General features: G+C 65.3%; 22 protein-coding genes. 13 read left to right on the top strand and 9 right to left on the bottom strand.

Features of this window, described 5'->3' with window-relative positions; genetic code table 11:
• Nucleotides 1–24: 24 nt before the first annotated feature.
• Complete coding sequence (locus MLD63_RS00980; RefSeq protein ID WP_255327970.1) at nt 25–177, top strand: aa3-type cytochrome c oxidase subunit IV; 153 nt, start codon at nt 25–27, stop codon at nt 175–177.
• Nucleotides 178–209: 32 nt separating this feature from the next.
• Nucleotides 210–836 carry a hypothetical protein gene (locus tag MLD63_RS00975; protein ID WP_255327969.1) on the top strand — a complete coding sequence of 209 codons (627 nt, stop codon included), beginning with the start codon at nt 210–212 and terminating at the stop codon, nt 834–836.
• Here the strand turns inward: MLD63_RS00975 and MLD63_RS00970 are convergent.
• The 4 genes from MLD63_RS00970 to greA form a co-directional block, all read right to left on the bottom strand.
• Complete coding sequence (locus MLD63_RS00970; RefSeq protein ID WP_255327968.1) at nt 821–1,144, bottom strand: AzlD domain-containing protein; 324 nt, start codon at nt 1,142–1,144, stop codon at nt 821–823. The two genes, MLD63_RS00975 and MLD63_RS00970, sit on opposite strands and share 16 nt — an antisense overlap.
• On the bottom strand, nt 1,141–1,938 hold the full coding sequence (locus tag MLD63_RS00965) for an AzlC family ABC transporter permease (protein ID WP_255327967.1): 798 nt from the start codon (nt 1,936–1,938) through the stop codon (nt 1,141–1,143). The genes MLD63_RS00970 and MLD63_RS00965 overlap by 4 nt, the downstream gene beginning before the upstream one ends.
• A gap of 78 nt (nt 1,939–2,016) precedes the next feature.
• On the bottom strand, nt 2,017–2,928 hold the full coding sequence (locus MLD63_RS00960) for a hypothetical protein (RefSeq protein WP_255327966.1): 912 nt from the start codon (nt 2,926–2,928) through the stop codon (nt 2,017–2,019).
• Entirely contained in the window at nt 2,928–3,398 is a 471-nt protein-coding gene (greA, locus tag MLD63_RS00955; protein WP_255327965.1) for a transcription elongation factor GreA, read from the bottom strand. The genes MLD63_RS00960 and greA overlap by 1 nt, the downstream gene beginning before the upstream one ends.
• Before the next feature lie 225 nt (nt 3,399–3,623).
• Between greA and MLD63_RS00950 the strand changes: the two genes are divergently transcribed.
• The 10 genes from MLD63_RS00950 to MLD63_RS00905 all read left to right on the top strand — a co-directional run bounded on the left by MLD63_RS00950 (nt 3,624) and on the right by MLD63_RS00905 (nt 12,550).
• Nucleotides 3,624–5,279 carry an electron transfer flavoprotein-ubiquinone oxidoreductase gene (locus MLD63_RS00950; protein WP_255327964.1) on the top strand — a complete coding sequence of 552 codons (1,656 nt, stop codon included), beginning with the start codon at nt 3,624–3,626 and terminating at the stop codon, nt 5,277–5,279.
• Between the two features lie 105 nt (nt 5,280–5,384).
• Nucleotides 5,385–7,325: a tetratricopeptide repeat protein gene (locus MLD63_RS00945; protein ID WP_255327963.1), complete on the top strand. Its 1,941-nt coding sequence runs from the start codon at nt 5,385–5,387 to the stop codon at nt 7,323–7,325.
• A complete protein-coding gene (locus MLD63_RS00940; RefSeq protein ID WP_255327962.1) occupies nt 7,322–8,137 on the top strand; it encodes a 4-(cytidine 5'-diphospho)-2-C-methyl-D-erythritol kinase in 816 nt (271 codons plus the stop codon). The genes MLD63_RS00945 and MLD63_RS00940 overlap by 4 nt, the downstream gene beginning before the upstream one ends.
• 27 nt (nt 8,138–8,164) lie before the next feature.
• Nucleotides 8,165–8,899 carry a pyridoxine 5'-phosphate synthase gene (locus MLD63_RS00935; protein ID WP_255327961.1) on the top strand — a complete coding sequence of 245 codons (735 nt, stop codon included), beginning with the start codon at nt 8,165–8,167 and terminating at the stop codon, nt 8,897–8,899.
• Nucleotides 8,896–9,357: a hypothetical protein gene (locus MLD63_RS00930; RefSeq protein ID WP_255327960.1), complete on the top strand. Its 462-nt coding sequence runs from the start codon at nt 8,896–8,898 to the stop codon at nt 9,355–9,357. Before MLD63_RS00935 ends, MLD63_RS00930 begins: the two co-directional genes overlap by 4 nt.
• A 16-nt stretch (nt 9,358–9,373) precedes the next feature.
• Nucleotides 9,374–9,820 (top strand): holo-ACP synthase, encoded by a 447-nt coding sequence (gene acpS, locus MLD63_RS00925; RefSeq protein WP_255327959.1) that lies wholly within the window; start codon nt 9,374–9,376, stop codon nt 9,818–9,820.
• Nucleotides 9,821–9,833: 13 nt separating this feature from the next.
• A complete protein-coding gene (lepB, locus tag MLD63_RS00920) occupies nt 9,834–10,625 on the top strand; it encodes a signal peptidase I (RefSeq protein ID WP_255327958.1) in 792 nt (263 codons plus the stop codon).
• A complete protein-coding gene (gene rnc, locus MLD63_RS00915; protein WP_255328469.1) occupies nt 10,622–11,311 on the top strand; it encodes a ribonuclease III in 690 nt (229 codons plus the stop codon). The genes lepB and rnc overlap by 4 nt, the downstream gene beginning before the upstream one ends.
• The gene (era, locus tag MLD63_RS00910) at nt 11,308–12,225 is read left to right on the top strand and encodes a GTPase Era (protein WP_255327957.1); all 918 of its coding nucleotides are present in this window, start codon (nt 11,308–11,310) and stop codon (nt 12,223–12,225) included. Before rnc ends, era begins: the two co-directional genes overlap by 4 nt.
• Nucleotides 12,218–12,550, top strand: a complete 333-nt coding sequence (locus tag MLD63_RS00905; RefSeq protein WP_255327956.1) for a DUF1491 family protein — start codon at nt 12,218–12,220, stop codon at nt 12,548–12,550. The genes era and MLD63_RS00905 overlap by 8 nt, the downstream gene beginning before the upstream one ends.
• On the opposite strand, the gene pqqE is transcribed toward MLD63_RS00905, so the two are convergent.
• The 5 genes from pqqE to pqqA are packed head-to-tail and all read right to left on the bottom strand — an operon-like array spanning nt 12,547 to nt 15,648.
• Nucleotides 12,547–13,665 (bottom strand): pyrroloquinoline quinone biosynthesis protein PqqE, encoded by a 1,119-nt coding sequence (gene pqqE, locus MLD63_RS00900; RefSeq protein WP_255327955.1) that lies wholly within the window; start codon nt 13,663–13,665, stop codon nt 12,547–12,549. The genes MLD63_RS00905 and pqqE overlap by 4 nt on opposite strands.
• On the bottom strand, nt 13,662–13,928 hold the full coding sequence (pqqD, locus tag MLD63_RS00895) for a pyrroloquinoline quinone biosynthesis peptide chaperone PqqD (protein WP_255327954.1): 267 nt from the start codon (nt 13,926–13,928) through the stop codon (nt 13,662–13,664). The genes pqqE and pqqD overlap by 4 nt, the downstream gene beginning before the upstream one ends.
• On the bottom strand, nt 13,925–14,656 hold the full coding sequence (gene pqqC, locus MLD63_RS00890; RefSeq protein ID WP_255327953.1) for a pyrroloquinoline-quinone synthase PqqC: 732 nt from the start codon (nt 14,654–14,656) through the stop codon (nt 13,925–13,927). Before pqqC ends, pqqD begins: the two co-directional genes overlap by 4 nt.
• Nucleotides 14,653–15,537, bottom strand: coding sequence for a pyrroloquinoline quinone biosynthesis protein PqqB (gene pqqB, locus MLD63_RS00885; protein ID WP_255327952.1), 885 nt, complete (start codon nt 15,535–15,537; stop codon nt 14,653–14,655). The genes pqqC and pqqB overlap by 4 nt, the downstream gene beginning before the upstream one ends.
• A 9-nt stretch (nt 15,538–15,546) precedes the next feature.
• Nucleotides 15,547–15,648, bottom strand: coding sequence for a pyrroloquinoline quinone precursor peptide PqqA (gene pqqA, locus MLD63_RS00880; protein WP_255327951.1), 102 nt, complete (start codon nt 15,646–15,648; stop codon nt 15,547–15,549).
• A 144-nt stretch (nt 15,649–15,792) separates the two neighbouring features.
• Here pqqA and rarD point away from each other — a divergent pair, with 144 nt between their 5' ends.
• Nucleotides 15,793–16,728 (top strand): EamA family transporter RarD, encoded by a 936-nt coding sequence (gene rarD, locus MLD63_RS00875; protein ID WP_255327950.1) that lies wholly within the window; start codon nt 15,793–15,795, stop codon nt 16,726–16,728.

Here is a 16,728-nt window from a genome sequence, read left to right as displayed (position 1 = left end):
TTGCAGAGAACCACGAGGGATCCCATGGCAGGCCATCACGAGATCGACGAACACGAGCAAGGCTCGATGGACATCACCGAGCATCGCAAGACATTTGCCGGTTTCATCAAGCTGTTGACCTGGGGCGTGATCCTGTCGCTGCTGTCATTGATCTTCATGGCGCTGGTCAATTCCTGACCGCCGCGCCTCGATAGAATGAATTTCGATAGATGAAGCGACGCGTCTTCCTTGCCGCTGCACTGCCCGCCGCCCTGTCGGCCTGCGGTGCGCAAAACATCTGGGCCAGCGACGAGGCTGTGCGCGCGGCGCGCTATGTCGCCGACGAACCGCCCTCGATCACGCTGTTCACGGTGATCGGAATTCCGCGCGGCGAAGGCGGTCATTCCGCGCTGATGATCAACGGCAGCCAGCGGGTCATCTTCGACCCGGCCGGTAGCTGGCGCCATCCGCGCATCCCCGAACGCAACGACGTGCTTTACGGGATCACGCCGAACTTCAAGAATTTCTACATCGATTACCATGCCCGCTCGACCTATTGGGTCGCCGAGGACACGGTGATCGTCTCGCCCGCCGTCGCGGAGCAGGCGATCCGTGCGGCCGAGGCACAGGGCGCTGTCAACAAAAGCTTCTGCGCCGTCGCGACCGGTTCGGTCCTTCAGCGCGTGCCGGGTTTCGAGGGCGCGCCGTCGGGCTTCTCGCCGATCAAGCTGCGCAACTGGTTCCTGACCTTGCCGAACGTGACCTCGCGTCGCCATCAGGACGGCGATCCGGCCAACAACCACGATGTGTTGCTGCGCCAGAAGGACGGCGTCGTCGTCGGCTATCCCAGAAACTGAAGCATGCCCACCAGCGTGATGGCGCCTGCCGCGATGGCGGCCATCATACTGCGGGCGACGACGCCGACCAGCACCGTGACGATCGCCGCCGAAAGCCGCGCGGGGTCGGTTTCACCGCCCGTCGCTTGCGGCCAGACTACCAGCGGTGCGACCAGCGCGGGCAGGACCGCGACCGGGGTATAGCGCAGCAGGCGCAGAACGACCGGCGGCAGCGGCCGATTTCCGAGCGCGCCGAGAAACGAGAATCGGATCAGGAATGTCCCGATCCCCAGCACGATGATGACGAACCAGATCGTCGCGTCGCTCATGTCCCGGCCTCACTGCGAACCGCGTGGCTTCGTTCGGCGCGCGTCTCGACCCAGGCCCCGACCGCCATGCCGGCGCCCGAGGCGATCAGAAGACCCAGACCTGATGGCATCCAGACCAGCAGCAGCGCGACGACGACCGCCGTCAGCGCCGCCAGGCGATGCGCGCTGGTCCGCAGCATCGGCGCGATCATCGCAAGGAAGGTGATCGGCAGCGCGAAGTCCAGCGGCCAGCTTTCCGGGATCAGATTGCCGACCGCAACGCCGACATAGGTGAAGACCACCCAGCCAAGGCAGATCGGCAGCGCGGTGCCGTGGAAATAGGCCAGGCGCTGGCGCAGCGTCGTGTCGGGATTGGCCTCGGAAAAGGCCAGCCCCAGCACATAGGTCTGATCGACCAGCAGGAAAGACATCAGCGCACGATCGCGCAATCCCGCCTGCCCGTACCAAGGCACGAGCGAGGCCGAATACATCGCCATGCGCAGGTTCACCGCCAGCGCAGAGATGAAGATCAGAACCAGCGGCACGTTGTCGTTGATCAGCTGGACGGCGGTGAACTGTGACGCACCCGCCAGCACGAGCGTCGAAAAACCCATGATCTGGGCCAGGCTCAGACCGGCATCGCTGCCGACGACGCCGAAGAGCATCGCGAACGGTACAATCACCAGCATCAGCGGCGCGGCCTGGATCAGGCCGGCGGTGAAAATCTGGCGCGTGCTTCGCGGATCGACCGGCTTGCGCGCGGCGCTCGGCGCGTCAGGCGCGATCTCTGGGCGATGCGGAATGGGGGGTGCCATGGGATGAAATCCGACGGGGCAACGAGGTCGGGCCTTGGTGTCACGCCCGATCGCCGCTGGCAAGGCTGACTGACGCGATCAGCCGAAGATACCCGTCACCCTTCCAATGACGACGAAGGCCAGGGCTGAGCGGGTCCGCGCCAGCGCCTCGATCTCGTCATCCGATAGGCGCGGCAGCCAGCGCACCAGCGCGAGATCGAAGTGACGCAGGAAATGATGCGCGACGTCGCGGAAAATCTCGTCACCCTTCAGCATGGCCGCAACGCCGTCCATCATGGCGTCATCGTTCACGGTGGCCATGCCGCCGACGCCCGCGCCGCGAACGCCATCCCCGAAGCGCCGCCACAAGGCGACATCGGCCGGTCCCGGCGTCACGTCGTCCATATAGATGTCGCCGGCGGCCAGAAGCGTGACAACATCCTGCGCGGACCGCAGAACACGCGCCGCGTCGTGATCGCGCAGCGCCTGGCGCAGGGCGGCAATCCCCTCCGCATCGTCCGGTCCGTCGGGGAAATCCAGCGCACGGATCAGATCGGCCGTTGCGACGGCCTCGGATTCGGGTGTCTCGAAACGCAACGCGGTCTGGCGGCTGTCGGTGGCCGGTGCCCGGACAGGCGCGGCGGGGGCGGGACGTGCGGCCACGGGGACGCTGCGCGGCGCTTCTGCGGCGGGCGGAGGCGGCGCAGGCCGCGAAGTGGGTTCGCGACCGGCCCCCCGCATCTGCGATAGACGCTCGTACAGATCATCGGCCTCCGCCCGAAGCGTGGCGATGGCCTGAACCAGACCGACAGCCGTCCAGATCAGGACCAGCGGCAGGACCACAGCCACGACCGACGCAAGCCGCGCCAGCCCACCCTGGGCTGCGTCGGGTGACGATCCCAGCCACCAGAACAGCAGCACGAGCAGCAGCCACACGGCAGTGGCGGCAAGCCCCAGCGTCGTGGCGCGTCCGCTCTCCATTAGCGCACGGATGCGGTCACCCGCGCCCATCACTCGTAGCGCACGTCGAGGATTTCGTAGCTGCGCTGTCCGCCAGGCGTCGTCACCTCGACCGAATCGCCGGTCTCCTTGCCAATCAGCGCGCGTGCCAGCGGCGATTTCAGGTTCAGAAGGCCGCGCTCCAGATCCGCCTCGGCCTCGCCGACGATCTGATAGGTCTTCTCCTCGTCGGTATCTTCATCGACCAGATCGACGGTCGCGCCGAACTTGATCGCGCCCGACAGCTTCTTCGGGTCGATGACCTCTGCGCGGCCCAGAAGCCCTTCGAGCTCCTTGATCCGGCCCTCGATGAAGCTCTGCTTTTCGCGTGCCGCGTGATACTCGGCGTTTTCCGACAGGTCGCCGTGTTCGCGCGCTTCGGCGATCTGGCGGATCACCGCGGGGCGTTCATTCGCTTTCAGGTCGCGAAGCTCTGCGTCGAGCGCCTGATGGCCGGCGCGGGTCATCGGTATCTTGTCCATGCGCGTCTTTCCCTTCCGGATCTCGTCCAACCCGGTCGATGTAACCGAACGCCCCCGCCAGCAGGTGGCAGGGGCGCGAATTCGGTCTTCAGCCTGATGCGGGCGCGCGCCTTATGCAAGAGCCGATGCGCCGGCCGGCGAAAATCGCCCTACCGTCACGATTGCCCCAGGGAGACATGGCGTTTACTGCTGTGTTCGCCAGATGCCAGCGAAGGATCGCCCGCCATGACTGACGAAGCCGCGATAAGCCGCGAATCGATGGAATACGACGTCGTGATCGTCGGCGGTGGTCCTGCGGGGCTTTCGGCAGCGATCCGGCTGAAGCAGATCGACCCCGAGATATCGGTCGTCGTGCTGGAAAAGGGGTCCGAGATCGGCGCCCACATCCTGTCAGGCGCGGTGCTGGACCCTTCGGGACTTGACCAGCTGATCCCCGATTGGCGCGAAAAGGGCGCCCCTGTCACGACCGAGGTGACCGACGACAACTTCTTTGTGCTGGGCGAAGCGGGCGAGGTTCGTGTTCCGAACTGGCCGATGCCGCCGCTGATGTCGAACCACGGCAACTACATCGTCAGCATGGGCAATGTCTGCCGCTGGCTGGCCGAGCAGGCCGAGGCGCTTGAGGTCGAGATCTTTCCCGGGATGGCCGCAAGCGCTGTCGTGTGGGATGGGGATCGGGTGAAGGGTGTCGTCGCGGGCGAGATGGGTCTGAACGCCGATGGCACACCCGGCCCGCAATACGAGCCGGGGATGGAGCTTCACGGCAAGTACGTCTTCATCGCCGAGGGCGTTCGCGGATCGCTCGCCAAAGAGATCATGGCCCGGCTGAACCTGTCGGACGGCCATGATCCGCAGAAATTCGGCCTTGGCATGAAAGAGATCTGGGAGGTTTCGCCCGAGAAATTCCAGCAGGGCCGCGTCGTTCACACGATGGGCTGGCCCCTTGGCAAGAATGCTGGAGGCGGCAGCTTCATCTATCATTTCGAGAACAATCAGGTGCTGGTCGGTTTCGTCGTCCACCTGAATTACCAGAACCCCTATGTGAATCCCTACCTGGAATTCCAGCGCTTCAAGCACCATCCGATGGTGGCTGACCTGCTGGAAGGCGGCAAGCGAGTGGCCTACGGCGCGCGGGCGATCAGCGAGGGTGGCTGGCAGTCGATCCCGCAGCTGTCGTTCGACGGCGGCGTTCTGTTGGGTTGTTCCGCCGGGCTGGTGAACGTGCCGCGGATCAAGGGCAACCACAACGCGATGCTCTCGGGGATCGAGGCTGCGGATGCGGCCGCTGCCGCGCTGAAGGACGGGCGTGAGGGTGATCGGCTGGCCACCTACGATGACGCCGTTCGCGGTGGCGCGATCGGCAAGGATCTGAGCCGCGTTCGCAACGTCAAGCCGATCTGGTCGAAGATGGGATTGTGGGCCAGCCTTGCGCTTGGCGGGTTCGACATGTGGGTCGCGAACCTGACGGGCTGGAATCCGCTGGGAACCTGGTCGCACGGAAAATCCGACGCCGCCGCGACCGGCAAGGCTGCGGATTACACCCCGATCGCCTATCCCAAGCCGGACGGCAAGCTCAGCTTCGACCGTCTGACCAATGTCAGCTTCAGCTTCACCAACCACGAGGAAAGCCAGCCCTGCCATCTGAAGCTGCGCGATCCGTCCATTCCGATCGGGGTGAACCTGCCCGTCTATGCCGAGCCCGCACAGCGCTATTGTCCGGCGGCAGTCTACGAGGTGGTCGAGGAGGGCGGCGAGGAGCGGTTCGTCATCAATTTCCAGAACTGCGTCCACTGCAAGACCTGCGACATCAAGGATCCCAGCCAGAACATCGTCTGGACCACCCCTCAGGGCGGTGACGGGCCGAACTATCCCAACATGTAGGGCCACCCGAAGAAGTGAAGCGCGCGTGATGGGGTGACGTTGCCCCGGCGCAGCGCTGCGGCTAGGGTTCGGCCCAAGCCAACGTGATCAACCCGGACGGATGACTTGACCCTGAGCCGCCTATTGCTGACCACGGCCCTTCTGGCCGCGACCGCGCTGCCCGCTGCAGCGCAGGAACCGCCCCCGCCGCGTCCCACCGCACAGCAGGGCGCGCAGGACGGCGCGCCCGCGCAGCCGCCAGCCGCGCCCGCGGCAGAGCCCGAGACAGCGACGCAGAGTGGCGAGGCGCCGGCAGAGCCGGTGGAAGGCGCCCCGCTGACCTACGGTCTGGCCGGTCCCTATCTGGCCGCGCGCATGGCAGCGGTGCAGAACGATTTTCTGGCGGCGGCGCGCTATTATCAGGTCGCGGTCCAGAACGACCCCGGCAATCGGTATCTTCAGGATTCCGCGCTGGTCGCGCTGATCTCGGCGGGACAGATCGACCGCGCGGTCTCGCTGGCGCAGACCATGTCCGATCAAAACGGGCGCACCGAATTGTCCGGCCTCGTAGATCGCGCGCGGCTGGCCCGTGAGGGGGATTGGCAGGCGTTGCTGGACCTTCTGGGCAGCGACGCCCCGACCGAGGCCAGCCCTCAGGGGCCCGAGCTTCTGGACGGGATGTTGCGGGCCTGGGCCGAGTTGGGCGCAGGACGCGCCTCCGAGGCGATGGCCGATTTCGAGGCGCTGACTTCGGTTCAGGGCGCGGCGCCGATGGTCAATTACCATCTGGCCTTGGCACGTGCGCTGGCAGGGGATTTCGAGGGCGCCGAAAGCCTGCTTCAGGATCAGGAGACCGGCGCGCATATCCTGGGCTACATCGTTCATGCACAGGTGCTGGCACAGCTCGACCGTCGCGACGAGGCGGTCGCTCTGCTTGATTCCGTGCCCGGGGTCGAGGCCGAGCCCGCGCTGCTGGCGCTGCGTGAGCGACTGCAATCCGACGAGCCGGTCGCGTTCGACGTGATCGACACGCCGCAGGACGGGATCGCACAGGTCTTCCTGACCTTCGCGACCGCACTGATGCAGGGTGCCGAGCCCGAGCCTCTGTCACTGATCCATGCCCGGCTGGGCGCCTGGATAGCGCCCGATCTGATCGAGGCGCGGCTGATGGTCGCCCAGCTTCTGATGGCCCATCAACAGCTGGATCTGGCCGAAGCCGAATTCACCGCGCTCCGCGAAATGGGCGAGGTTCGTCCCATCGCTGAACTGTCGCGCATCGACGCGCTGTCCCGCGCCGATCGTTACGAAGAGGCCGAGGCTGCAGCGAATGCGCTGACCGAAGCCAATCCCGACCTGCCGCAGGCGTGGATCGCAAAAGGCGATGTGCTGCGCCAGCAGAACAAGTTCGGCGATGCGATCCCCGCCTATGATCGCGCGCTGGAGCTTTTGGGCGAGGATGCTGGCGATGCGCGCTGGTTCCCGCTTTATGCGCGCGGCATCGCGTTGGAGCGTAACGGTCAGTTCGACCGGGCCGAGGCCGATTTTCTAGCCGCCCTTCAATTGCGCCCCGATCAGGCGAGCCTGCTGAACTATCTGGGTTATTCCTGGATCGACCGGAACGAGAATCTGGAACAGGGGCTGGAACTGATCCGGCAGGCGGTCGAGCTTGCGCCCACGGACGGCTACATTCTGGACTCGCTCGCATGGGCTTACTACCGTCTCGGCCGCTATCAGGACGCAGTCGAGCCGATGGAGCAGGCGGTCCTAACCATGTCGGGTGATCCGGTGGTCAACGACCATCTGGGCGACGTCTACTGGATGGTCGGTCGCCAGCGCGAGGCGGAGGTGCAGTGGCGCCGCGCCCTGTCGCTGAACCCTGGGCCCGATGATGACGTCGATCCCGATCGCATCCGCGACAAGCTTGAGCGTGGTCTGGACGCCGTGCTGGCAGAGGAGGCGAAAGCGCCCGCGCCGCGTCGCGCGGCGGAACCACGCAGCGAAGCCGATGCCGGCCCAGCGGAGGAAGGTGCCGAAGCCGGCGAGACTGAAGCCACGCCTGGCGGATGATCGAAGCCGCACCGGCCAAGATCAATCTGGCGCTGCATGTCACCGGACGCCGCGCCGATGGCTATCACCTTCTCGATTCCCTCGTGGCCTTCGCCAGATCCGGCGACGAAGTGCGGTTGACCGATGGTCCCCTGTCGCTGACGCTCGACGGGCTGTTCGCCATCGGTCTTGGCGATGGCGATGACAACCTGTGTCTGCGTGCGGCCCGCCTTGCCGGGGCCGAGGCTTCGATCCATTTGACCAAGAACTTGCCGATCGCGTCGGGAATAGGCGGTGGATCGGCTGATGCCGCGGCGGTGCTGCGCGGCCTTGCAAGACTTGGCCATTCGCTGCCTGATGATCCCGAACGGCTTGGCGCGGACATTCCCGTCTGTCTCGCCGGCCGGCCCGCCCGGATGCGGGGCGTTGGGGAGCGTCTTGACCCCGTCCCGCCGTTGCCGCCCATGCCGATGGTGTTGGTCAACCCGGGGGTCGCGTTATCGACACCGAATGTCTTCGCCGCCCTCGACCGGACCGACCACGCGCCGCTGCCCGAGCCTGAATGGACCGGCGCAGACACGCTGCTGCACTGGCTTGCGCGAACACGCAACGACCTCCAGCCTGCGGCGCAGAGGTTGGTTCCTGCGATCACGGACGTGCTGGCCGCATTGGACAGTCACGGAGCGCGTTTGTCGCGGATGTCGGGATCCGGCGCGACCTGCTTCGGGCTTTTCGACGACGATGCGACCGCTGCGCGTGCCGCGGCCGCGCTCTCGCGCCGTGGCTGGTGGGCGGTGGCGACCGAACTGGCGCAGGGGCCGGCCGCCGTCTAAGGTGACGGCCAGAACGAAGGAGCTGTCATGCTGCGACTTGGCGTCAACATCGACCACGTGGCCACCATCCGCAACGCGCGCGGCACGCCCTGGCCCGATCCCGTGCGCGCTGCGCAGATCGCGGAAGAGGCTGGAGCCGACGGCATCACGGCGCATCTGCGCGAGGATCGTCGGCACATCACCGATGCCGACATCGACGCGCTGATGGAAGCGCTGCGCCTGCCGCTGAACCTGGAAATGGCGGCGACCGCCGAGATGCAGACCATTGCCTTGCGCCACAAGCCTCACGCGATCTGTCTGGTCCCAGAAAAGCGCGAAGAGCGTACGACCGAAGGCGGCCTCGACGTCGCCGGAAACGAGAACGCACTGGCGCATTACATCGCGCCGCTGCGGGACGCGGGCAGCCGCGTGTCGCTGTTCATCGGTCACCAGCCCCGCCAGATCGAGGCTGCCGCCCGGATCGGCGCTGCGGTGGTGGAGCTTCACACCGGCGCCTATTGCGACCACGACACCGACGGCGATCATGCTGCGCGAGACGAAGAACTGAAGGGCCTGCGGGATGGCGCCGCGCTGGCTGCCTCACTGGGGCTGGAGGTTCACGCGGGGCACGGCCTGACCTTCGACACCGTCGGCCCGATCGCAGCCATCCCCGAGATCGCGGAACTGAACATCGGCCATTTCCTCATTGCGGAATCCGTCTTCATTGGACTGGGGCCCGCCATCCGAGAGATGCGCCGCTGCATGGAGGAATCGCGTCAATGAAGATCCTGCCCGTCATCCTCGCCATGGTGTTGGCGACACCCGCCGCGGCGCAGAGCGTCGGCGAATGCGGCGACGTCGTCACTGCACGCAATCTGGCCGAGCCTTGGGAAGAAAACAGCGCGACCTACGCGAATGGCGACGTTCGTGTGGCCGTCATCGACACGATCGAACCGGCTGCCGCCGGTTTTCATCTGATGGTCCTGTCGCCGCCCCGCAATGAGATCGGCGACAGGCAATGCCGCCTGATTGCGCTGTCGCGAGCCGAGGGTGGCGGGCCGGTCGGTTTCTATGGCATCGATTTTCAGGGTCGCAGCGCCGACTACGACGCTGCGAAGGGATTGGTCCTGCAGGTTCCGATCAAGCTTTTCGATCCCGACACGGGCGGCGGAAAGCCGGCAGAGCTGACGGTGACGATCAATCAGCAGACGGGTGAGATCACGGCGCAGGCCGTCGAGTGAGCCTCCGGATCGCTGCATGATCCTGGGCATCGGCGCCGACCTGGCCAATATCGAGCGCATCGCGGGCGTACTCGACCGACACGGTGATCGCTTTCGCAATCGGGTCTTCACCGACATCGAGATCGCCAAATCACGGCGCCGCCTTGACGAGGCGGGCACGCTTGCCAAACGCTGGGCTGCCAAGGAAGCCTGTTCCAAGGCGCTTGGGACCGGGCTGCGCATGGGGATCGCGTGGCGCGACATGGCGGTCAGCAATCTTCGCACGGGTCAGCCGGTGATGCATCTGTCCGGCTGGGCCGCCGACCGGTTGGCCCAGATGACCCCGCCCGGCCACAGCGCCCGCGTTCACGTCACGCTGACCGACGATCACCCCTGGGCGCATGCCTTCGTGGTGATCGAGGCGCTGCCTGCAGCCAACCTTGACTCGGGCACGGGCGCGCACCATGACGGGCGCAACCGCTAACCAAGGACGCATCATGGCCGACGGCACGACCCGCAAGGAAGGCGGATTCATGGAAACGATCCGCACCATCTTCTGGGCGCTGGTCATCGCGGGGATCTTCCGCACGCTGTTCTTCCAGCCCTTCTGGATTCCGTCGGGCAGCATGAAGGACACGCTGCTGATCGGCGACTTCCTGTTCGTGAACAAGATGGCCTATGGCTATTCGCAGCATTCCTGCCCGTTCTCGCTGTGTCCGATCTCGGGCCGGCTGCTGGCGTCCGAACCAGAGCGCGGCGATGTCGTTGTCTTCCGTCATCCGGTGCGGAATGTCGATTTCATCAAGCGCGTGATCGGTCTGCCGGGCGATACGGTGCAAATCCAGAATGGTCGCCTGTACCTGAACGGTGAGGCGGTCCCGACCGAGCAGGACGGCGTCTTCACCGAACTGAAGCAACCGCAAGGTCCGCAGCAACTGGTCCCGCGCTGCGCAAACGAGCCGGTCGCCGAGGGCGGTGAATGCCAGAAACCCCGGCTGCGCGAAACGCTGCCGAACGGCGTCAGCTACGACACGCTGAACATCACCGACACCTGGATCGCCGACGACACGCCGACCTTCACCGTGCCCGAAGGTCATTATTTCTTCATGGGCGACAATCGCGACAATTCCGAGGATTCGCGCTTTTCGCCCACGACGGGCGGTCTGGCCTTCGTGCCGGCGGAATATCTGATCGGGCGTGCCGACCGGATCATGTTCTCGTCGGCCGGAAAATCGCTGCTGTACTTCTGGACGTGGCGGGCCGATCGCTTCTTCAAGGCGGTGAATTGAAGGTCTCGGCCGAGATCGCGGGATTCATGAAACGGCTGGGCCACGAGTTTGCCCAGCCCGAATTGCTGGTGCGTGCGCTGACCCATTCCTCGGTCGTCTCGCCGACCCGGCCGGACAATCAGCGACTGGAGTTTCTGGGGGATCGCGTTCTGGGGCTGGTCATGGCCGAGGCGCTGTTCGCCGCCGATGCCAAGGCCAGCGAAGGACAATTGGCGCCACGTTTCAACGCGCTGGTGCGGGGCGAGACCTGCGCCGCCGTTGCCCGTCAGATCGACCTTGGCCAGGTCCTGAAGCTCGGCCGGTCCGAGATGATGTCGGGCGGGCGTCGCAAGGAAGCGGTACTGGCCGACGCGATGGAAGCGGTGCTGGCGGCGGTTTATCTCGACGCCGGTTATGCAAAGGCGCAGGCGGTGGTGCTGAAGCTGTGGGGTGCGCGGCTGGACGGCGTGGCCGAGGATGCGCGCGATGCCAAGACCGCGCTGCAGGAATGGGCGCAGGCCAACGGCATGCCGCCGCCGGTCTATGACGAGACCGATCGATCCGGACCGGACCACGCGCCGATTTTCCACGTCACCGTGCGGCTGGCCGACGGACGCAGCGCCGAGGCGCGCGGGCAGGGCGCACGCCGCAGCATCGAGCAGGCCGCAGCGCAGTCGCTGCTGGCGCAGTTGGAGGCCTTGGCATGAGCGAAACACCCACCCGCGCAGGCTTTGTCGCCCTGATCGGCGAGCCGAATGCCGGAAAGTCTACGCTGCTGAACCAGATGGTCGGCGCGAAGGTCAGCATCGTCACACACAAGGTTCAGACCACGCGCGCGCGCATCCGCGGCATCGCGCTGGACGGCGCGGCGCAGATCGTCTTCGTGGACACGCCGGGCATCTTCCGGCCGCGGCGCAGGCTCGACCGCTCGATGGTCGCCGCCGCCTGGACCGGCGCCGACGATGCCGACGTGATCCTGCTGCTGATCGAGGCGCATCGCGGGCTGACCGAAGGCGTGGGCCGCATCCTCGATGCGCTTATGGAACGCGCGCAGGGCCATACGGTCGCGCTGGCGATCAACAAGATCGACCGGGTGAAGGCCGAGACGCTGCTGGCGCTGTCCGAAAAGATGAATGCGGCCTTTCCCTTTGCGCAGACCTTCATGATCTCGGCCGAGCGCGGCTATGGTTGCGACGATCTGCGCGGCTGGCTGGGCGAAGCGATGCCCGAGGGCCCGTGGCTTTACCCCGAGGATCAGATCGCCGACCTGCCGATGCGGATGATCGCGGCAGAGATCACGCGTGAGAAGCTGACCCTGCGGCTTCACGAGGAAATTCCCTACCACCTGACCGTCGAGACGGAAGGCTGGGAAGAACGCGAAGACGGATCGGCCCGCGTTGACCAAGTCGTCTATGTCGCGCGGCCGGGCCACAAGGGGATCGTGCTGGGCAAGGGCGGCGAGACGATCAAGGCCGTCAGCCAGGCGGCACGAACCGAGCTTGCCGAATTCATGGGCCGTAAGGTTCACCTTTTCCTGCAAGTCAAGCTGCGCGAGCGCTGGCAGGACGAGGCCGAGCGCTATTCGGAGATGGGTCTCGACTTCAAGGATGGGGATGGCTGAGCCGCGGCTCGCCACCGGAATCTGGGTCTCGGCTTATCTTGCCCGATTGGGGCAGGCGAACATCCCGGCCTATGTCCTTGCGCATGGCGACGACACCGCCGGGGCTGTCATGGTCAAATGCGCTCGGCTGGATGGCAATGCCGATCTGTGGCGGCGTGAATGGGATCTGGAGACCGACACCCGCCACTGGCGCCTGACTGAGACCGGACCCGAACGCGACATCGATGCGGCGATCCAACGCGAGCGGGGGTTCGACCCGGACCTGTGGGCTATCGAGATCGAGAGCCGAGAGGGGCGGACGCTACTGGGCGAGGACGGGCTTTAGCGCGCGCGGACCGGTTCGAGGCGACGATAGATGAAATCCTCGGTCGTGCCGCCTGCCGCGCTTTCGGCGTTCTCCGTCAGCAACGCATCGACCTTGGGCCGGTCAGGCGAAAGCTTGCAGACAGGATCGGTCGCCTCGGCACGACCGACAATCGCCATCGCCTGACAGCGGCAGCCGCCGAAATCGACCTCGCGTCGAGAACAGCTTTGGCACGGCTCGGGCATCCAGTCGGTGCCGCGAAAGGCGTTGAAGGCCGCGCCATCGTACCAGATCTGGTCAAGGGGCACCTCCGTCGCGTTCTGGAAGGTCAGCCCCGGGATCGTTTCGGCCGCGTGGCAAGGCAGGACTGTGCCGTCGGGCGTGACGTTCAGGCCGGTGCTACCCCATCCGCCCATGCAGGCCTTGGGATAGTCGGCGTAGTAATCGGGCGGCACGAAGTCGATCACCAGCGTTCCGCGCATGTCACGGCGCGCCTGATCGACCAGCGCCTTGGCCTGCGCCACCTGTTCGCGGGTCGGCTGCAGCGCGGCGCGGTTCTTCAATGCCCAGCCCTGGAACTGCACGCAGGCGATCTCGATGCGGCGCGCCCCAAGCTCGACCGCCATGTCCAGCGTCTGCGGCAGGTCGTCGAGGTTGTGGCGATGCATCACCGCATTCAACGTCAGCGGCATCCCGATCTCGCCGATCATGCGGGCGACCTGCATCTTGCGGTCGAACCCGCCCTTGTAGCCGCCGATCAGGTCCGCGATGCCGGCGTTCACGCCCTGCAGCGACAGTTGCACATGCTCGACCCCGGCCGCATCCAGTTCGCGCAGCCGCGCTTCGGTCAGGCCGATGCCGGACGTGATGAGGTTGACGTAGAGATCGACGTCTCGGGCAGCGCGGACCAGATCGGTCAGGTCGCGGCGCGAGGCGGGCTCGCCGCCCGAGAGATGCAGTTGGAGCACGCCGAGCTTTGCTGCCTGCGCGAAAATGTCGGCCCAGGCTTCGGTCCCGATCTCGCCCTCGCGGGCGACCATTTTCAGCGGGTTGGAGCAATAGGGGCAGGCAAGCGGGCAGCGATGCGTCAGCTCTGCCAGCATCGCGATGGGTGGTGCAGGGCGCGGGGCGGTCATGTCCGCATCTCCAGCAGGCGCTTGTCGGCTAGATCGGACAGGAACGCCTCCACATCGCCTCGGATCACGTCCGCAGGCGCATCATAGGCGGCAGCCAGGTCGACAACGATGCCGTCTAGGTCCCGTTCGCCATCGACCCGGTCAAGGATGGCTGCGCCAATCGGGTCCAGCATCAGCGCGCGTTCCGGTCCCAGCAGCACCGGCATGTCGCGCACGGTATCCTGCTTGACCCGCACGCCGCGCAGAAGGGCCGGTACGCTCACAACAGCCCCTCATTCGGCTGCCAGCCACCCGGCGGAATGCGGCCGGGTGCGACATACGCCGAGTACAGTGCGTCGAGTTGCGCCCACAGCACTTCGGTCTTGAAGATTAGGGCGTTCGCGGCGGCATCCTGATCCGCCTCGGTCACGGCATGGGCCTTGACCCAGTCCAAGCCGAATTCGACGTCCTTGGGTGCCTCGGACAAGCGATGCTCGAAATAGGCGATCGTGTCAGGATTGGCGAAATCGTAGTGCTTCAGAAGCCCGGCGATGCGGGTCTTGTGGATTTCTGGCGCGAAGAGTTCGGTCAGCGACGACGCCATGGCGGGAAGCAGCGGCTGTTCGCGCACGAAATGAACATAGGCGTCTACGGCAAATTTCGTGGCCGGCAGGATCCCGCGTTCCGAAGCGACGTAATCGGGGTCCAGCCCCACGCCCTCGGCCAGTTTCAGCCAGCGTGCAATCCCGCCTTCGCCCGGCGCGCGACCGTCATGATCCTCGATCCGCGAGCGCCACTCCCGCCGCAGCGCCGGGTCGGTCACCCGCGAGATGAAGGCTGCGTCCTTCATCGGAATGCGGCTTTGATAATAGTAGCGGTTGATCACCCATGCCCGCACCTGATCGATGGTGCATCCGCCCGAATGCAGCAGGATGTGAAACGGGTGCTTGTCATGATAGCGCTCGGCGCCGATGCGATGCAGGCGCGCCTCGAAATCGGACATGTCCTTCATGGCGAAAGCTCCATCCCATCCTGCGCCTGCGTCCAGCCGGCGGCCATGATCGCGGCGCGTTCTGGTCCATCAGGCTGCAGCACGGGGTTGGTGTTGTTGATGTGAATGAACATCTTCGTCCCCCCCAGTCCTTTCAGCCTTTCGAGCGATCCGGTCGGTCCGGACATCGGCAGGTGTCCCATGCGCGTTCCGGTCTTATCGCCCGTCCCCGAACGAGCCATGTCGTCGTCTTCCCAGACCGTTCCGTCGAACAACAATGCATCTGCGTCAGCAAGTTTCTCGACCAGCCAGTCGGGCAGGGCCGCGCAGCCGGGAATGTAGTAAAGCCTGCGCCCGTTGGCATCGATCCGCAAGCCGATCGTCTGGTCGCCCATTGCGTTGGTGTCCACTATCTCACCCTCTTTGTAGAGCGCGACCTTTCCGGGCACAGCAAAGGGAAGGATGGACAGCCCTGCGATTTCAAAGGTTTCGTCCAACACGATGGTGTGGTTCGTCACGACGTCCTTGGCCAACACCCCGAAGACAGAATTTTCGTGCAGAATGCCGTGAATGTCAGCGGTGGCCAAAACATTGAACGGCGTGCGCTCCCGCAGCGTCAGCAGTCCTGCAATGTGGTCGACGTCGCCATTGGTCAGGACAACCGCCTTGATCGGCGAACCGCGAAGGCCGGGAGGGTACAACGCCGGGGTCGCAGCAAGCTGGGCCCGTATATCGGGCGATGCGTTCAGTACAACCCAGTCTTCCTCGTCGGCGCTGACAGCAACCGACGACTGGGTCATTGATGGTAATTTGCCCTCACGCGCATCTCGGCAGTTCGGACATCCGCAATTCCACTGGGGCAGGCCACCGCCTGCCCCAGCACCGAGAATTTTGACGATCACCCGTTCAGATCAGAACAGGGTGTCTTCCCGGCGATCATCCTCGGCCGGCCCGTACATGTTGATTTCCATGCCACAGGCGATTTCGCGGACGCTGGGTTTGCTCCAAGCCATTCGTTTCCTCCACTCGGTTTCGAGCCTCGTCGACTCAAGACTCAAATGTAGCCACTCGCCCGCGCCGTCTGTATGGGACTTTGGTACGAGATAAGGGCGGTCGCGCCCGCTGGCGCGTGTCAGGGCGGCGCTGTATCAGGCCGCATGACCGAATCTTCCGATCAGAACGGCGACGATCCACGCGGCCTTGCCCTCGCGGTGGCGACCTATGGCCTGTGGGGGTTCCTGCCGCTCTACATGAAGGCGTTGCAGGTCGTGCCGCCGACCCAGATCATTGTGCATCGCGTGCTATGGTCGCTTCCGATCGCCTTCGCGGTCCTGTGGGTCCAGCATCGTGCGCGCGATGTGCTTCAGGCCCTGCGACAACCGCGGCTGCTTGCGATGGCGGCGCTGACTGCGGCGCTGATTTCGGTCAACTGGCTGATCTATGTCTGGGCCATCGTGAACGATCACGCGCTGCAAGCTGCGCTTGGCTATTACATCAACCCGCTGTTCAGCATCTTCCTGGGCTGGGCGATGCTGGGAGAGCGGTTGAACCGCCCGCAGGTGGCCGCGATCGTGCTGGCCGCGACGGCCGTCGCCATCCTGACATGGGAGGCGGGCAGTCTGCCGCTGGTCTCATTGGGGCTGACGTTTTCCTGGGGCTTCTATGCCTATTTCAAGCGCAGCCTGCCGCTGGGACCGACGCAGGGCTTCACGCTGGAGGTGATCCTGCTGATGCCGATCGCGCTGGCCTATCTGGCATGGGTGACAGCAAACGGCACGAGCGCCTTTGATGACAGTTGGACCCTGGCCCTGTTGCTGATCGGCTGCGGCCCGATCACCGCAGTGCCGCTGCTGATGTATGCGACCGCAGCCAAGCTGGTGCGGCTGTCGACGATGGGCGTGCTGCAATACATCGCGCCGACGATGATCTTCCTGACTGCCGTCCTGATCTTCGGCGAGCCGTTCGACGGTGCCAAGCGGATCGCTTTTCCGCTGATCTGGGCGGCGCTGGTGATCTATTCGGTGACATTGATCCGGCAGGCCCGCGTGCGTCGACGGACCCGCCGGGAGCTGGCGGCACAAAGGGCGCAGTAA

Source organism: Paracoccus albicereus (assembly GCF_024359525.1).
GTDB classification, from domain to species: Bacteria; Pseudomonadota; Alphaproteobacteria; order Rhodobacterales; family Rhodobacteraceae; genus Paracoccus; species Paracoccus albicereus.
This window is presented reverse-complemented; position numbering and strand designations above follow the sequence as displayed.

Coding starts and splice junctions, on each gene's coding strand:
- MLD63_RS00980 (WP_255327970.1), top strand. CDS start 25: ATGGCAGGCCATCACGAGATCGACGAACACGAGCAAGGCTCGATGGAC.
- MLD63_RS00975 (WP_255327969.1), top strand. CDS start 210: ATGAAGCGACGCGTCTTCCTTGCCGCTGCACTGCCCGCCGCCCTGTCG.
- MLD63_RS00970 (WP_255327968.1), bottom strand. CDS start 1,144: ATGAGCGACGCGACGATCTGGTTCGTCATCATCGTGCTGGGGATCGGG.
- MLD63_RS00965 (WP_255327967.1), bottom strand. CDS start 1,938: ATGGCACCCCCCATTCCGCATCGCCCAGAGATCGCGCCTGACGCGCCG.
- MLD63_RS00960 (WP_255327966.1), bottom strand. CDS start 2,928: ATGGGCGCGGGTGACCGCATCCGTGCGCTAATGGAGAGCGGACGCGCC.
- greA (WP_255327965.1), bottom strand. CDS start 3,398: ATGGACAAGATACCGATGACCCGCGCCGGCCATCAGGCGCTCGACGCA.
- MLD63_RS00950 (WP_255327964.1), top strand. CDS start 3,624: ATGACTGACGAAGCCGCGATAAGCCGCGAATCGATGGAATACGACGTC.
- MLD63_RS00940 (WP_255327962.1), top strand. CDS start 7,322: ATGATCGAAGCCGCACCGGCCAAGATCAATCTGGCGCTGCATGTCACC.
- MLD63_RS00935 (WP_255327961.1), top strand. CDS start 8,165: ATGCTGCGACTTGGCGTCAACATCGACCACGTGGCCACCATCCGCAAC.
- MLD63_RS00930 (WP_255327960.1), top strand. CDS start 8,896: ATGAAGATCCTGCCCGTCATCCTCGCCATGGTGTTGGCGACACCCGCC.
- acpS (WP_255327959.1), top strand. CDS start 9,374: ATGATCCTGGGCATCGGCGCCGACCTGGCCAATATCGAGCGCATCGCG.
- lepB (WP_255327958.1), top strand. CDS start 9,834: ATGGCCGACGGCACGACCCGCAAGGAAGGCGGATTCATGGAAACGATC.
- era (WP_255327957.1), top strand. CDS start 11,308: ATGAGCGAAACACCCACCCGCGCAGGCTTTGTCGCCCTGATCGGCGAG.
- MLD63_RS00905 (WP_255327956.1), top strand. CDS start 12,218: ATGGCTGAGCCGCGGCTCGCCACCGGAATCTGGGTCTCGGCTTATCTT.
- pqqE (WP_255327955.1), bottom strand. CDS start 13,665: ATGACCGCCCCGCGCCCTGCACCACCCATCGCGATGCTGGCAGAGCTG.
- pqqC (WP_255327953.1), bottom strand. CDS start 14,656: ATGAAGGACATGTCCGATTTCGAGGCGCGCCTGCATCGCATCGGCGCC.
- pqqA (WP_255327951.1), bottom strand. CDS start 15,648: ATGGCTTGGAGCAAACCCAGCGTCCGCGAAATCGCCTGTGGCATGGAA.
- rarD (WP_255327950.1), top strand. CDS start 15,793: ATGACCGAATCTTCCGATCAGAACGGCGACGATCCACGCGGCCTTGCC.